This is a genomic window from Mycobacterium sp. NGS61 (genome assembly GCF_059812325.1).
In genome coordinates this window covers 205668-219672 of sequence record NZ_JCALCL010000005.1, presented here as the reverse complement: position 1 = coordinate 219672, position 14005 = coordinate 205668, and the positions used below count along the sequence as shown (strand labels likewise).

At 66.7% G+C, this 14005-nt stretch carries 17 protein-coding genes; 8 read left to right on the top strand and 9 right to left on the bottom strand.

What is annotated here, in order from left to right; genetic code table 11:
• The first annotated feature begins 86 nt into the window (after positions 1-86).
• The 5 genes from AC5Y3Z_RS13600 (at position 87) to AC5Y3Z_RS13580 (ending at position 3078) form a co-directional block, all read left to right on the top strand.
• Positions 87-704: a TetR/AcrR family transcriptional regulator gene (locus AC5Y3Z_RS13600; RefSeq protein WP_463827242.1), complete on the top strand. Its 618-nt coding sequence runs from the start codon at positions 87-89 to the stop codon at positions 702-704.
• A complete protein-coding gene (locus AC5Y3Z_RS13595; RefSeq protein ID WP_463827496.1) occupies positions 701-1207 on the top strand; it encodes a hypothetical protein in 507 nt (168 codons plus the stop codon). The genes AC5Y3Z_RS13600 and AC5Y3Z_RS13595 overlap by 4 nt, the downstream gene beginning before the upstream one ends.
• Positions 1208-1312: 105 nt before the next feature.
• Entirely contained in the window at positions 1313-2587 is a 1275-nt protein-coding gene (locus AC5Y3Z_RS13590) for a cytochrome P450 (RefSeq protein ID WP_463827497.1), read from the top strand.
• A complete protein-coding gene (locus AC5Y3Z_RS13585) occupies positions 2584-2772 on the top strand; it encodes a ferredoxin (protein WP_463827243.1) in 189 nt (62 codons plus the stop codon). Before AC5Y3Z_RS13590 ends, AC5Y3Z_RS13585 begins: the two co-directional genes overlap by 4 nt.
• Before the next feature lie 12 nt (positions 2773-2784).
• Positions 2785-3078 (top strand): DUF1330 domain-containing protein, encoded by a 294-nt coding sequence (locus AC5Y3Z_RS13580; RefSeq protein WP_463827244.1) that lies wholly within the window; start codon positions 2785-2787, stop codon positions 3076-3078.
• Between the two features lie 34 nt (positions 3079-3112).
• Here the strand turns inward: AC5Y3Z_RS13580 and AC5Y3Z_RS13575 are convergent, their stop codons facing one another.
• The 5 genes from AC5Y3Z_RS13575 to AC5Y3Z_RS13555 all read right to left on the bottom strand — a co-directional run bounded on the left by AC5Y3Z_RS13575 (position 3113) and on the right by AC5Y3Z_RS13555 (position 7951).
• Positions 3113-3304, bottom strand: a complete 192-nt coding sequence (locus tag AC5Y3Z_RS13575; protein WP_463827245.1) for a ferredoxin — start codon at positions 3302-3304, stop codon at positions 3113-3115.
• The gene (locus AC5Y3Z_RS13570) at positions 3301-4506 is read right to left on the bottom strand and encodes a cytochrome P450 (RefSeq protein WP_463827246.1); all 1206 of its coding nucleotides are present in this window, start codon (positions 4504-4506) and stop codon (positions 3301-3303) included. Before AC5Y3Z_RS13570 ends, AC5Y3Z_RS13575 begins: the two co-directional genes overlap by 4 nt.
• A 108-nt stretch (positions 4507-4614) precedes the next feature.
• Positions 4615-5430, bottom strand: a complete 816-nt coding sequence (locus AC5Y3Z_RS13565; RefSeq protein ID WP_463827247.1) for an NAD(P)-dependent oxidoreductase — start codon at positions 5428-5430, stop codon at positions 4615-4617.
• Positions 5430-6299: an alpha/beta hydrolase gene (locus AC5Y3Z_RS13560; protein WP_463827248.1), complete on the bottom strand. Its 870-nt coding sequence runs from the start codon at positions 6297-6299 to the stop codon at positions 5430-5432. The genes AC5Y3Z_RS13565 and AC5Y3Z_RS13560 overlap by 1 nt, the downstream gene beginning before the upstream one ends.
• A complete protein-coding gene (locus AC5Y3Z_RS13555) occupies positions 6296-7951 on the bottom strand; it encodes a thiolase C-terminal domain-containing protein (protein WP_463827249.1) in 1656 nt (551 codons plus the stop codon). Before AC5Y3Z_RS13555 ends, AC5Y3Z_RS13560 begins: the two co-directional genes overlap by 4 nt.
• A 72-nt stretch (positions 7952-8023) precedes the next feature.
• On the opposite strand from AC5Y3Z_RS13555, the gene AC5Y3Z_RS13550 reads away from it, so the two are divergent.
• Positions 8024-8800: an enoyl-CoA hydratase/isomerase family protein gene (locus AC5Y3Z_RS13550; RefSeq protein ID WP_463827250.1), complete on the top strand. Its 777-nt coding sequence runs from the start codon at positions 8024-8026 to the stop codon at positions 8798-8800.
• Between the two features lie 96 nt (positions 8801-8896).
• Positions 8897-10195 carry an acyl-CoA dehydrogenase family protein gene (locus AC5Y3Z_RS13545; protein WP_463827251.1) on the top strand — a complete coding sequence of 433 codons (1299 nt, stop codon included), beginning with the start codon at positions 8897-8899 and terminating at the stop codon, positions 10193-10195.
• Here AC5Y3Z_RS13545 and AC5Y3Z_RS13540 read toward each other — a convergent pair.
• Genes AC5Y3Z_RS13540 through AC5Y3Z_RS13525 form a run of 4 tightly spaced genes read right to left on the bottom strand, consistent with a single transcriptional unit; the run spans position 10184 to position 13493 of the window.
• Entirely contained in the window at positions 10184-11146 is a 963-nt protein-coding gene (locus AC5Y3Z_RS13540) for a phosphotransferase family protein (protein ID WP_463827252.1), read from the bottom strand. The two genes, AC5Y3Z_RS13545 and AC5Y3Z_RS13540, sit on opposite strands and share 12 nt — an antisense overlap.
• Positions 11134-11916: an SDR family NAD(P)-dependent oxidoreductase gene (locus AC5Y3Z_RS13535; protein WP_463827253.1), complete on the bottom strand. Its 783-nt coding sequence runs from the start codon at positions 11914-11916 to the stop codon at positions 11134-11136. The genes AC5Y3Z_RS13540 and AC5Y3Z_RS13535 overlap by 13 nt, the downstream gene beginning before the upstream one ends.
• Positions 11913-12209: a ferredoxin gene (locus tag AC5Y3Z_RS13530; protein ID WP_463827254.1), complete on the bottom strand. Its 297-nt coding sequence runs from the start codon at positions 12207-12209 to the stop codon at positions 11913-11915. The genes AC5Y3Z_RS13535 and AC5Y3Z_RS13530 overlap by 4 nt, the downstream gene beginning before the upstream one ends.
• 3 nt (positions 12210-12212) lie before the next feature.
• The gene (locus AC5Y3Z_RS13525) at positions 12213-13493 is read right to left on the bottom strand and encodes an NADH-ubiquinone oxidoreductase-F iron-sulfur binding region domain-containing protein (protein WP_463827255.1); all 1281 of its coding nucleotides are present in this window, start codon (positions 13491-13493) and stop codon (positions 12213-12215) included.
• 37 nt (positions 13494-13530) lie between these two features.
• Between AC5Y3Z_RS13525 and AC5Y3Z_RS13520 the strand changes: the two genes are divergently transcribed.
• Positions 13531-14004: a hypothetical protein gene (locus tag AC5Y3Z_RS13520; RefSeq protein ID WP_463827256.1), complete on the top strand. Its 474-nt coding sequence runs from the start codon at positions 13531-13533 to the stop codon at positions 14002-14004.
• Position 14005: the final 1 nt, after the last annotated feature.

The window sequence follows — 14005 nt, the reverse complement described above, 5'->3', positions numbered from 1 at the left end:
GCTGGGCCGCGCCTCTTGTCAGCGCAGCCAAACCAACCTACTGTGTGTTCGGTAGGTTTCTGTCCGCAGCCCGGTTGAGGAGACCAGTGCCTGAGGCACGCCCGTATGAAACGCTGCTCGCCAAAGGCGAGGACCGCAAACAGCGGATCCTTGCGGTGGCACAGCGGCTGTTGTCGCGTAACGGCTGGCGCGCCACGACGCTGGCCCAGATTGCCCGTGAAGCCGGGGTGTCTTCCGCCGGACTACTGCACCACTTCGAATCCAAAGAGCAGTTGCTGCATGCGGTGCTGGACGCACGTGACCTCGACGACGACACCCATTCCGACCGCGGCGGCGATCTGCTCGGCGAGATCGCTCAGGTCGCCGACCGGTTCAACCGGGCGCCCGAACTGTTGGGCACTTTCACCGTGCTCCTGGTGGAGAACATCGACCCCGACGCGCCGTTGCACGACCGTCTGGTCACCCGGCAACGGGACGCCACCGAAATCGTCGCCGCCGCCATCCGGCGAGGTCAGGCGGCTGGTCGCTATCGCGCCGACATAGACCCTGACGTCAAGGCGGTGGAAATCCTCGCCTTCACCCACGGAATGGAAATGACATGGTTGCTGGACCCTTCGATACCGCTGACCGAGGTTTTCAAGGAGTACGCAGAGGCGCTGGCGCGCGACTTTTCCCCGTGCAGGACGACGCCGAACCCGACATGAGGTACCGCCTCGACGTCGTCGCCTCCAGCGTTGCCGACGTGGTGACGTTCGCCGGCGGGTGGCTCTTCGATCGGTCGATGGCGGGCTGGGACGTCACCGTGCTGCTCACCGATCATCCCGACGACCGGCCGCTGCACATACTCGGCGCCAAGACGCTGGACCTGGAATCCGCTCTGACTTCCGTCGGGACGCGACCCCGCCCGCAGGCCCTGGCCGCCGCGGCGGACCTGTTGGGTTCCGACCCGCGAGTGCGGACCGGCGTGTTGCACGCCCTCGACCACGGCGTCACCGAGGTCACGCTGTGGGGCAAGACCTGGCCGGTGGAGCTGGACGACAGTGTCGGGCTGGTCGAGCACCGGCTGAGTATGGCGGCCCAGACCTTCAAGGCGCGGGCACTGGCGGCGGCGGGTCTGGCGGGGGCCACCTTCGGTGTCGCCGAGCGCTTCCGCAGCGGCGTGCTGTCTGCCCCGTCGGTAGCGGCCGACCTGGTGCCCGCCGGCTAGTTCCGCCGGTGGGCGCGCGCATTGACGACGTAGCGGCCCTGTGGAAATGTAATACTCAGATGTGAGAGGCACGTTCTCGTTTACCGAGATCAGATGGAGCAAGAAATGGCGCAGGACGTCACCGAGTTGGATTTCTTCCGCGACAAACAACTCGTTGCGGACCCCTACCCGTATTACGAAGCGCTTCGCCGGCAATGTCCGGTGGCCCGCGAAGACCACCACGGCGTCATGATGGTGACCGGTTGGGAGGAGGCCTGCGCGGTATTGAACGACGCCGACACCTGGTCCTCGTGCAACTCGGTGACGGGTCCCTTTCCCGGCTTCCCGGTCCCCATCGAAGGCGACGACATCACCGATCTGATCGTGCAGCACCGCGACAAGCTGCCGTTCAGCGATCAGCTGCCGACGCTGGATCCCCCCACGCACACCAACCACCGCTCGCTGCTGATGCGGCTGATCACCCCGAAGCGCCTCAAGGAGAACGAGGACGCGATGTGGTCGCTCGCCGACCAGGTTCTCGACGACTTCCTGGCGCCCGGCGAAGGGGACTGGATCAAGGGTTTCGCGGGGCCGTTCACCCTGCTGGTGATCGCCGACCTGCTGGGTGTGCCGATGGAGGACCGCGACAAGTTCATCAAAGGCATCCGGCAGAACTCCGGCGGCGGCATCGGCGGAACGGGCAAAGAAGCGTTGGCCCACAGCCCGCTGGAATTCCTGTACGGTCTGTTCTCCGACTACGTCCGAGACCGCCGGCAGAATCCCCGCGACGACGTATTGACCGGTCTGGCCACCGCCACCTATCCCGACGGGACGACTCCCGAGGTCGAAGACGTGGCGCGCGTCGCCAGCAACGTCTTCTCGGCCGGACAGGAGACCACCGTACGGCTGCTCGGCGCGTCCCTGCAGACGCTCGCCGAGCGCCCCGACATCCAGACACAACTGCGCAAGGACCGGAGTCTGATTCCCAACTTCATCGAGGAATCGTTGCGGCACGAGAGTCCGGTCAAAGGCGACTTCCGGCTGAATCGGGTGCCCGCCAGTGTGGGTGGAGTCGACCTGCCCGCCGGTACCACCGTGATGGTGGTGCAGGCCGCCGCGAACCGTGATCCGCGCCGGTTCGACGAGCCTGCCACCTTTGATCCGAGCCGCAAGAACGCCCGTCAGCACATCGCGTTCGGGCGGGGCATCCACAGCTGTCCCGGCGCACCGCTGGCGCGAGCCGAAACCCGGGTGGCGATCGAACGACTCCTCGATCGGACGTCGGAGGTCAGAGTCAGCGAGCGGGTGCACGGCCCGGCCGAGGACCGTCGCTACCAATATGTTCCGACTTTCATTCTGCGCGGGTTGACCGAGCTGCATCTGGAGTTCACGCCGGCATGAAAGTCTGGGTCGACGACGAGTGGTGCCGTGGTCACGGCATGTGTCTGACGCTGTGCTCGGAGGTTTTCAGCATCACCGAAGACGGTTACGCGGTGGCAATAGATTCCGACGTACCAACGGAATTCGAGGCCGCCACCAGGGAAGCCATCGAATGTTGTCCCGAACAGGCGATCAAAGAGCGCTAAGGAGATTCGCGAATGTCCAACGGCCGCAAAGGGTATGTGATCCTCACCGAGGCCATCAAGGATCCCGAAGGCATGAAGGCCTACGGCAAGGCCGCCGGTGCGGCCATGGGTGGTGTGCGGGTTCTTGCGGTGGACACCTCGCCCACCGTCCTCGAGGGTGACTGGCACGGGGACCAGACCGTGGTGCTGGAATTCGAATCGGTGGACGCCGCCCGCGCCTGGTACGAATCCGAGGCATACCAGAACGCTGCCAAGCTGCGCCAGGCTGCGGCCGACTGCAACGCGGTCATCCTCGCCGGCTTCTAACGCCCGGCCCGCGATTGCGTTCCAGCTTGGGAGTTCACTCCTCGAGCGAGATCGCCTGTCTCGGGCACTGCCGGACGGCGTCGCGGACCTGCTCTTCGATATCTGGCGTGACCTCGGTCCGGTGCACCGTCAGCATGTCGTCATCGCCGAGTTCGAATACCTCGGGGATGATGCCCATACACACGCCGTTGCTTTCGCACAGATCCCAGTCCACTTCGATTCTCATCGCAACACCCGCACCGGAACGTTCTTCCAACCTGCGACATTCTGCATCTGGACCCGGTTGCAGTTGTCCCAGTCCACCTCGTAGCGGGGCATGAAATCCAGCAGCTTGTCCAGCGCGATCGCGCTTTCCATCCGGGCCAGGGCGGCGCCCAGACAACTGTGGATGCCGTAGCCGAAGGACAGGTTCAGTGCCTCGTGTCGGTCCCGGTCGATGTTGAAGGTGTCCGGGTCGGTCCAGACGTCGGGGTCGCGATTGGCCGCACCGTTGATCAGGAACACCGGTTTCATCGCCGGGATCGTGACCCCGTGCAGCTCAACATCTTTGACCGAGCAACGGACCTGATACTGCGACGGCGCCTCGTAGCGCAACAGTTCCTCGACCGCCGCCGGGATCTTGCTGCGGTCGTCGAGCAGCTTCTGCCACTCGCCCGGGAACCGCGCGAACACCACCGGCGCGTTGCCGATCAGCTTGGTGACGGTCTCAGCACCGGCACCACCCAATAATGTTGCGAATCCCGCGATTTCGATGTCGTCCAGTTTGGTCTTCTGACCGTCTTCGCGTTCGATCTCGGCCTCGATGAGCTTGGTGAACAGGTCGTCCTGCGGCTTCACCCGGCGTTCCTGCAGGAGTCCGTAGTACAGGGTCCCGGTTTCGATGTTGGCTTGGATGCCTTTCTCGCCGGCCTCGACCTGTCCGGGCTCGCGGTGCAGGGACTCGTCGATCAGAAAACGGATCCGTTGAGCGTGCTCTTCGGGCACCCCGAGCATCGTGGTGATCACCTCGACCGGGAACGGGCCGGACAATTCCTGCACCACGTCGAAGTTGTCCGGATCTACCTTGGACAGGTACTTGTCGATCTTCGCGCCGACCATCTCACGCTGCGATTGGATGGCGCGCGGCGTGAACACCTTGTTGAGCAGGCTGCGCATGTGCCGGTGGTCCGGCGGGTCCATGAAAATGATCGACTTCTGCTCCGGCGGCTTGCCGGTACGCACCATCGACAGGTCGATGCCGAAGGCCGAGGAGTAAGTCTCGAAGTTCTTCAGCCCGGCCGCCACATCCGCATGCCGGGTCAGCGCGTAGAAGTCGTATTCCTCGCTGTAGTAGACCGGCGCTTCCTGTTGCATCCGTTTGTAGGTGTCCCAGGCGCCGTTGAAGAAGTCCTGCGAGAACGGATCGAAAACGACCGTCGATGTCGTCAATGGAGGCTCCTTGCTGCTGAGCTGCGGACTGAAACCATTACAGCTGAACGCCCGACTGTAACGTCAACGGTAGCGGCTTCCGGGCTGGTCGGGAAGGGAAATCTGGTTTCATCTCGGGGCATCCATCAGGCTCAGTGCGGCGTCGGCCGCCGCCAGTGCGGCGCCACCGGGCGCCGAGGCGCGCTCGGCGAGGTCCACCAGCAGTCGCACATCCTTCTGCAGTAGCGGGCCGGCGAGACCGGCCAGTCGCGCCACGCCGCCCGCCTTGGCAATCGAGCTGAGCGCGAAGCTGTTCCCGCTGCTGCGCGCGACGACGTCTGCCAGCCGTGCCGGGGAGACGCCGAGCGCTTCGGCCAGGGTGAGAGCGGTGGCCGCGGTCCCGACGTTGGCGGTGAACAGCAAGTTGTTGAGCAGCTTGGTGGTCTGCCCCGACCCCAGCTCGCCGAGGTGGATGACGGCGTCGGAGTAGCTTTCGAAGACCGCACGGCAGCGCTCGACGACCTCGGTTTCACCGCCGACCATGACCAGCAACCGGCCCTCGCCGGCCGCTGGTCCGCCACCGCTGACCGGCGCATCGATAATCGAGACACCCTGTGCGGCAGCTTTTTCCGCGATGGCGCGGCAGGTGTTGGGGTGCACGGTGCTGTGCACTGCGATCACCCCGCCCGACTGCAACCCGGCCAGCACGCCGAGCTCGCCGAAGGTCAGTTCCTCGACGTCGGAGTCGCCGACCACGCACAGGCAGACCAGGTCACTGGCGGCGGCGAGTTCGGCCGGCGACCCGGCCACCCGCGCCGGGGTGTCCGCGAAGGACTCGAGGGTCGCTGCCCGGCGGGCCCACAGCGTCGTCGGGAAGCCGCTGTCGACGATCCGGCGCGCCATCGGAGCGCCCTGGCTGCCCAACCCGATGAACCCGACACGCATCAGCCCACCGCCCGGTCGGCGCTGCCCGCAATGCAATGGTCGACGAATGCGAACACCTTGCGGTGGTACTGGGCGGCGGTCAGTCCCAGGCTCAGATTATGCCCTGCTTCAGCGTGCAGTTCGGCCTCGAAAGATGCCGCGGCGCTGAACATCTCAGCGATCTCGGCCAGCGCTTCCGGATCGGAGCGGTACACGTTGTCGTACTCACCCAGGCTGAACCTGACCGGCACCCGCACCGCGGGCGCCAGCGCCGGGAAGTAGCGGTGCGGCCAGTTCAGCGCCACGTCCCGCTCGTAGGGCGGAGCGACCGAAGAATTCGTGATGCCGCGCAGAATGTCTGCCGGATACAGCCGCGTCGGTTCCCACAACAGTTCACGGGTGCCTGGCGGACGTTCCTTGACCTCCGCGGCTTTCATGATCTCCTTGGCGGCGGCGTGGTAGCGCCGGCCGGTGCCGCCGAGTTCGAGGCCGAGCAGTCCGGCGCCACGGTCGTGCGCCGCCATGCGGGTCGCGAGTTCGCAGCCGCCCGAGTGACCCAGCACGAACAACCCCGCCCCGCGGGGTCGCTGACCCAGGATGCGGTCGACGGCACCGTAGGCGAGGTCGACCCGTTGCTCGGGGGTCCGCACGGCGTCCGGATATGCCGCCGAGCTGCCATGCCCCGGCCGGTCGAGCGCAATGACGGTGAATCCCTGCGCTTCTCCTAGTCGCAGTAACGACAAGTCCGGATGCCCGGGACAGTCGAAGTAGACCGCGCTGGTGCCGCCGCCGTGGATGGCCAGGATCACGGCCTTGGGACTGTCCGCTTCGGCGACGACCGCCGACATGGGTACGCCGTCGACGATCACCACCCGGGGGCGGGGACTCATCCGTCGCTCCGCAACAGGATCACACCGCTGGGGGTCAACCCGCCGCTGCTGACCACGCCGACGCGGGCGTCGGCAACCTGGCGCTCCCCGGCCTCACCGCGCAATTGGCTGACCGCCTCGTGCAGCAGCCCCATGCCGTGCGTGCGGCCGTGGGACAACTGGCCGCCGTGCGTGTTCAGCGGGATCTGGCCGTCACGGGCGATGTTCTTGCCGCCGTCCAGGAATTCGCGGGCCTCACCGATCCCGCAGAACCCCAGCGCCTCGATCCAGGACAGGCAGTTCATCGTGAAGCCGTCGTAGAGTTCGGCGACGTCGACGTCGGCCGGCCGTAACGAGGTACGCGTCCACAGGTGCGCCGACTGGCCCAGCACCTGCGGTTCGTGGGTCAGGGTGCTCTGGTCCCAGTCGATGCGCTCGATGATCTGGGTGCCGACGGCCTCCACCAGCACGGGCGGTTTGGCCAGATCGCGGGCGGCGTCGACGGCAGACACGATGACGGCGATGGCGCCGTCGCACGGCACGTCGCAGTCGTAGAGGCCGAACGGCGTGGTGATGGGCCGCGCGTTCAGGTAGTCGTCCATCGTCATCGGCGACCGGTAGACCGCGGTCGGATTGAGTTCGGCGTTGGCGCGCTGATTCAGCGCGATCCAGCCCAGGGTTTCCTTCGTGGTGCCGTACCGGTGGAAGTGCCGCTGGGCGTTGAGCGCCAGCGTGTGAGCGGCCGAGGTGGCGCCGAACGGCCACTGCCAACTGGCGGTGCGGCCGCCGGACGGGACGATCTTGCCCTGCTTCATCTGTTCGTTGAAGGTGGCTTCCCACAGCGTCCGGAAGCACAGCACGTGCCGGGCCAAGCCGCCGGCGACCGCCAGCATGGCCGCGATCACCGATCCGCCGGGTCCGAATGTCTCGATACCGCCGTTGTGCCAGGTCGGCCGAATGCCCAGGGCCGCTTCCAGATTGGTCACTCCGCCTTCGCCGAACCCGCCCAGGTTGCCGCCGCCGGGATAGGTCGACAGGCCGTCGATGTCGTCGAAGCTGAGTCCGGCGTCGGCGATGGCCGCCTCGCACGCCTGCACGGTCAGCGACAGTGCAGGCACCATCAAGCGCCGTCCGATCGGCGACATCCCGATCCCGGTGAGCGCGACCTTGTCCTCGAACTTCTCCGTCGTCAGCATCGGACGGACATACTCGCCAAAACGCTCCGGTGCGATCTCGTCGTCCGGCAGCGCGCCCGGTGCGGCATCGGGGACCGGACGGAACAGCGGCAGCCACACGTCTTCGATCTGCTCGAACACGACCTCGACTACCTGACCCAGTTCGAGTTGCTCGGGATCGGATTCGACGATGTTGGTGGTCAACCGGACCCGCGGGTCCTCGTCGATCGTGACCTGGGCCACCACGTACGGCGCCGGCATCCCCGGCAGGCTGAAGCGGTGGTTGATGGTGAAACCGGCCAGGGTCGCCCTGCCCGAGACTTTGCGTACGCCCATGTCACGGGAGCGGCAGTAGCGGCAGACCGGTGCGGGCGGATGGATCAGCGCCGCGCAGGCACGGCACTCCTGGATCCGCAACGTGTCGTCGGCGCCGGCGGTCCAGAAGAATTCGTTCTCATCAGTGATCTGGGGCAGCGGGCGTCCCGGGGCTGTTGACACGTCACCTCCGCAGGCTGAACGTACCGGTAGGCACGTTATGCGAATTCGAGAATTACGTTATCATCTCCGAGTGTGACGGAGACGCTGGTCCGGGAGACACCGCGGTCCGGCGTCACCATCCTGCGATTCAACCGTCCCGCACGGCTGAACGCGATCAACGCGGCAATGCTGGCCGAGCTCACCGAATCGCTGGGCGACCTGGCCGGCGACACCTCGGTGCACGCCGTCGTGCTCACCGGCGCGGGCCGCGGCTTCTGTTCGGGCATCGATGTGCGCGACTTCGGCACCGGCATTCCCGAACCCGACGATCCGGCCCTCGACCGGCTGAGATTTCAAGAGGCCATGGCCGCGATACCGCAGGCCATCCGTGATCTGCCGCAGCCGGTGATCGCGGCCGTCAACGGGCCCTGCGTCGGTGCCGGATTGGCCATCACATTGGCCGCGGACATCCGAATCTGTTCGACGGCAGCGTCATTCGGAAACGCGGCGATTCTGCTGGGCCTGTCGGGTGCGGAGATGGGCATGAGTTACCACCTGCCGCGGGTGGTCGGTGCCAGCGTCGCCGCGGACTGGATGCTGACCGGCCGGACGGTGTCCGCGGCCGAGGCGGATCGCCGCGGATTGGTGAGTCAACTGCTGGAGCCGCAGGCGCTAGTGGACCGCGCGGTGGAGCTGGCCGGGCATATCGCCGATCTGCCGGCTCTGGCGACCCAGCTCACCAAACGGACACTGCACGTGAACACCGACGCCGCGGGCCTGGCGCCGGCAATCGAACTGGAGAACCGCAACCAGGTGCTGACGCACGCCACCGACGAAGCCGCCGCGTTGCGTCAGAAGTGGTCGCGATGAGCGCGTCTCACAGTGACTCTGCAGCCGCGGCGCGAATTTTGCCGCCGATATTGCGCCCTGAGCGCAGACTCAACGTCGAGGGAGAGGAATCGGCAAATGGCGTGGGACTTCTCGACTGATCCGCAGTGGGCGGAGCAACTCGACTGGGTGGCGCATTTCGTCCGCTCGGAGTGTGAGCCGGTCGATCTGTTGGTCAAGGAGTCGCACGACCTCAACGACCCGGTGCGTCAGGCGCTGATTCCGCCGCTGCAGCGCATCGTCAAGGAACGCGGGCTGTGGGCCACCCACCTCGGGCCGCATCTGGGCGGACCGGGCTACGGACAGCTGAAACTGGCCCTGCTCAACGAGATCCTCGGCCGCTCCGAATGCGCGCCGATCGTATTCGGTTCCCAGGCACCCGATTCGGGCAACAGCGAGATCCTGGCCCACTACGGCACACCCGAGCTGAAGAAGCGCTATCTCGAGCCGTTGCTGGACAACCGGATCGTGTCCTGCTTCTCCATGACCGAACCGCAGGGCGGCGCGGACCCGAAGGTCTTTACCACCTCGGCCGTCCAGGACGGCGACAGCTGGATCATCAACGGGGAGAAATGGTTCTCGTCCTTCGCATCGATGGCGTCGTTCCTGATCGTGATGGCCGTGACGGACCCCGAAGCCGCTCCCTACCAACAGCACTCGATGTTCGTGGTACCGGCCGAGACGCCGGGGATCAACGTCCTGCGCGACGTGGGTCTGGGCTATCAGCCCCTCGGCGGTGGCCGGGAAGGCTATGTGCGCTACGACAACGTGCGGGTTCCTGCCGACCACATGCTCGGTCCGCGGGGCGGCGCCTTCGTGGTCGCCCAAACCAGGCTGGGCGGTGGACGCATCCACCACGCGATGCGCACGGTCGGTCTGGTGCGCCGCATCTTCGACATGCTCTGTGAGCGTGCGGTTTCCCGCTACACACAAGGGGACATGCTGGGCAACAAGCAGTTGGTGCAGGAGATGATCGCCGACTCGTGGATGGAGATCGAGGCGTTCCGGCTACTCACCCTGCAGACGGCGTGGAAGATCGACCAGCACAACGACTACAAGGCTGTCCGGGCCGATATCTCGGCGGTCAAGGCGATGATGCAGAAGGTCCTGCACGACGTGTCGGCCCGCGCGCTGCAGGTGCACGGCTCGCTCGGTACGACGCACGAGATGCCCTTCGTGCAACACCTGGTGGAGTCGTTCGTACTCGGCCTGGCCGACGGACCGACCGAGGTGCACAAGACGGTGTTGGCCCGTCTGCTACTCAAGGACTACCAGCCCGCCCCGGACCTGTTCCCGTCCGAGCACCTGCTGCGGCTGCGCGCGGCCGCCGAGCGGAAATTCGCCACCCAGTTGGCGGGTATCGCCCTAACCCAGTAGCTCCCCAGCGCGAATCAACAAGTGCGGCAGCAGCTTTGCCATTGCCGCTACGTCGGCGGCAGGCACTGGTCGTCGCCGGTTGTGTTTGACGATCAACGACCAGGTCGCCACGGACTTGAAACAGGCCAGCGCCTGGAACCAGTCGAGGCCGGGCACCGGAACTCCCAGTGCCGTTCGGTAGGTGGAGGCCAGTTCCGTCGGATTCGGTGTCATGCCCAGGTAGCGGGTGGCACGCCGATAGGTCCGCGGGTCGCTGTTGATCAGGAACCACCCGACATCGACGCGTGGATCGCCCACCGACCAGATCTCCCAGTCGATCACGGCGGTGATGTCCGCGCCGACGGCGAGCAGGTTGCCGAGCCGAAAGTCGCCGTGCACCAACGCGGGACCCAGCGGCGCGGGCACCGATTCTGCCAGCGCGTCGGCGACATCGCGCCATCCCGGCGCCAGTGCGGGTTCCACCGTCTGCAGGGCGCGACACCAGCGTTCGACTTCGGCGCCGGCGCTGCTGACCGGCTCGTCGCCCAATCCGACGGCAGAGTGGTCAACCCGGTGCAGCTGCGCCAGCATTTCGGCAGCACTCCGATAGCGTTGTGGCACAGCGCTGTCGACTGCAGCCCCCACGTCGTACAACGGCTCGACGGAACTGCCGTCGACCCACGACATCACAAACAGCGGCGGCACCAGCGGTGGGTCACCCGGATCCTCGAACAATACGTCGGGGACGGGAAGCGGGGTGGAGTGCAGCGCTTTGATGACGCGCGCCTGACGAAGCACGTCGCGATGTCGGGTGGGTGCCAGACCGGCGGGGGCGACCTTGACCACCACCGGGCGATCCGCCGTCTGCCCGACGTAGGTCAGGCTGGAGGCGCCCCCCGACAACGGGCGCAGCCCCTCGACGTCGGGCAGTCGACTGCGCACCGTATCGAGCGGATCGGTCAGCTCAGCCACCCGATTTCGCGGAGGAAGGTCTGGGTGTGCGCGATGCGGCCGGTCATCGACGCGGGGTCGCCTGTGCACAGTTCGAGCGCGGTCTGGGTGATCAGGCCAATGTCCTCGGTGTCGGCCTTGGCCAGGTCCAGGATGCCCGCACCGGGGGTGGCCACCGGCCGGGACGGCGCAGCGGCGTTGACTGCGATACCGTCGTCGTACAATTCTGCGGCAAGGCTTTTCGTGAGCCGGTTGAGCGCGGCCTTGACGGTGCCGTAGATCCCGAAGCCCGCTCCGCTGTCGAACGCGTCGAAGGGTGGGCCGGGCGGCAGGTCGCCACCGACCGAGGTCACGTTCAACACCCAGCCCCGTCGACGTTGCCGCATCGCCGGTATCGCCAGCTGCGTGAGATGAAGCGGCGCCAGCACATGCATCTCCAGCATGAGTCGCACCCGCCGCTCCGGGAATTCGTCGAGTGGCCGCAGGAAGGTGACCGCCGCGTTGTTCACCAGGATGTCCGGCGCGCCGATACGGTCCACGACTTCGCCGAATAAACGCTCGCGCTCTTCGATTTTGGACAGATCGGCCGGGACCGCAACCGCAGCGCCACCCGCAGCGGTGATCTCGGCGAGGGTTTCTCGCAGCGAGCCTTGGTATTTGGGGTCGGGATCAAGGGTCCGCGCAGTCAGCGCCACGGTGGCCCCTTCGGCGGCCAACCGCAGTGCGATCGCCTTGCCCAGGCCTCTGCTGGTCCCGGTCACCAGGGCGGTCTGCCCGGCGCACCGTGTCAACGGATGAATCCCCACTCGGCTTCGTTGGACTCGGTCTTGATGCGCGAGGCGGGGTCGTCCTCCTCGTGCAACTCCGGGTGCGGGGTACTCGGCCGGGGGTCCCCGACTTCGGTGATGGCGTGCACCGGGCAGTCCAGCAGCGCCCGCATCACCGCGTCCCGGTCCTGCTGCGGCACAGTGCCGTCGCCGATCAGGCACGCGTATCCCCAGTCATCGAGGGAGAAGTATTCGGGTGCGTGCTTGGCGCACAGACCGAATCCGTCGCAGATGGTGCGGTCCAACCGGATCTTCATCCCTCACACCCCTTCGACCAGGTAGGGACGCTCGGCGCGAAACGCACCGTGCCGGCAGTCCGGGCAGCTGCCGTCGAGGTGACGGGCGACGTCGTCGGGAAACTGGTCGAGGAGGGAGGCCGCGATGTTGCAGGCGGCGTCCAGCGTCCCGCAGGCACCGCGCGCCCGCAGCACCACCGACCACCGCCGCAACCGGTCCAGGTCCTCGGTGGCCGCCACCCCGTCGCGCAGAGCGCCTGCGGCAGCGGCCATCGCCGCCGTGCCGTTGAAACAGGAACCGCATTGGCCGGCGTTCTCGCGGTCGAAGTACGCAAGCACCGCGGCCGCGACTGCGACCGGACATTCGTCGGTGATCACCGAGATCGCACCGCAGCCCAGTCCACTGCCGATCCCGCGGATGGTCTCATGGTCCAGAGTGGCCTCCAGCACGCGGTGGTTCAACAGCCCGGCGAAGTAACCACCCATCAGCACCCCACGCAGCTGATCCGGTGAAACCCCGTGTACGGCAAGGAGTTCGGTAAAGGGCAGGCCGTGTGGAAGTTCGTAGAGGCCAGCCGGCCGACCACCCCCGGTGATGGTGGCCAGGAAGGTGCCCGGAGACTGAGCTGTGCCCTGGGAACGGAACTCCGCCGCGCCGTGGGCCTGCAGGTAGGCCAGATTGGCCAGTGTCTCGACATTGCTCACCAGGGTGGGCCGGCCGCCGACGCCGACTTCGAATGGGCGCGGTGGCTTGTCGGTCGGTTTGACGGGTCCCCCGTTGACGGCGTTGACTGCGGCGGTCTCTTCCCCGGCCACGTAACCCGGTGGCACGGACCACACCTCGACGCTGGGCGCGCTGGCATCCAATTCGCTGAGCGCCTCCTCGACGCTGCGCGCTGACTCGGCGTCGGACACATAGACGTAGGCACGCTCGGCCGCGACGATCGCCGCGGCCAGCCGCAGCCCGTCCAGCACGAGGTGCGGCCGGTTACGCAGCAGCCAACGGTCCTTGATCGAAGCCGGTTCCCCTTCTTCGCCATTCGCGATCACTATCGCGCCGCCGGCGATCACCCCGTTGGTGCGTACCGTGCGCAACTTCACCGCCAGGGGGAAGGCCGCGCCACCGCGGCCCAGCAGACCGCTGGCTTCGACCTCGGCCAGCAACTTCTCGGCGTCGCCCAGCGGACGGTAGCCGCCCCGCTCGCGATAGGCCGCCAGGTTCTCCGGGCCGGATCCGGTCAACAGACGCGGCGGGCAACCGGGCCAGACGGCGGTGACGAAGGAGGCGGTCGTCTGAGTCTCCATCAGCTAGCCTCCCACCCGGCCGGATAGGCTTGGCCGCATGCGGACTGCGGTGGTGCGCGTCAATGTCGATCCAACCGGTGTGCTCTCGCCGGCGCGGCTAGCTGAGGGCATGGCGACGCTCCTCGGTCTGGCTCGTGAACTCGGTGCCGATGTGGTGGCCAACGACCTGGCGGCCCGGCCGCCGAGTCGGCGCGAGGTCGAGGTCCTCATCGCCGGCGACGATGGCGAAGGGACCAAAAAAACCGCTATGAACTTGTGCGACAGGGCTTTCGGTGTCACACCGGTGGCGGGCGTGGTCACCTTCGTCAGCCGCGGCACCGACGACGATGCGCACGGGGTGCTGTCCGGGTTCGGGCTGCGTGGCACGGTGCTGCGTGAGCCCGGCGACGAGGGTTACGACATCGTCTATGTGACGTTGCGCGCAACAGACCTCGATCGGGTTCCGGAAAGCCGCATCCACACCGCACTCGAGGCGTCGCTCAACTGTGAGGTCCACATCCGCACCGAGTGAA

Excerpts from the sequence above, each read along its gene's own strand:
- AC5Y3Z_RS13525 (WP_463827255.1), bottom strand. The coding sequence starts at position 13,493 with ATGGAGACTCAGACGACCGCCTCCTTCGTCACCGCCGTCTGGCCCGGT.
- AC5Y3Z_RS13580 (WP_463827244.1), top strand. The coding sequence starts at position 2,785 with ATGTCCAACGGCCGCAAAGGGTATGTGATCCTCACCGAGGCCATCAAG.
- AC5Y3Z_RS13565 (WP_463827247.1), bottom strand. The coding sequence starts at position 5,430 with ATGCGTGTCGGGTTCATCGGGTTGGGCAGCCAGGGCGCTCCGATGGCG.
- AC5Y3Z_RS13560 (WP_463827248.1), bottom strand. The coding sequence starts at position 6,299 with ATGAGTCCCCGCCCCCGGGTGGTGATCGTCGACGGCGTACCCATGTCG.
- AC5Y3Z_RS13590 (WP_463827497.1), top strand. The coding sequence starts at position 1,313 with ATGGCGCAGGACGTCACCGAGTTGGATTTCTTCCGCGACAAACAACTC.
- AC5Y3Z_RS13545 (WP_463827251.1), top strand. The coding sequence starts at position 8,897 with ATGGCGTGGGACTTCTCGACTGATCCGCAGTGGGCGGAGCAACTCGAC.
- AC5Y3Z_RS13575 (WP_463827245.1), bottom strand. The coding sequence starts at position 3,304 with ATGAGAATCGAAGTGGACTGGGATCTGTGCGAAAGCAACGGCGTGTGT.
- AC5Y3Z_RS13530 (WP_463827254.1), bottom strand. The coding sequence starts at position 12,209 with ATGAAGATCCGGTTGGACCGCACCATCTGCGACGGATTCGGTCTGTGC.
- AC5Y3Z_RS13595 (WP_463827496.1), top strand. The coding sequence starts at position 701 with ATGAGGTACCGCCTCGACGTCGTCGCCTCCAGCGTTGCCGACGTGGTG.
- AC5Y3Z_RS13520 (WP_463827256.1), top strand. The coding sequence starts at position 13,531 with ATGCGGACTGCGGTGGTGCGCGTCAATGTCGATCCAACCGGTGTGCTC.
- AC5Y3Z_RS13585 (WP_463827243.1), top strand. The coding sequence starts at position 2,584 with ATGAAAGTCTGGGTCGACGACGAGTGGTGCCGTGGTCACGGCATGTGT.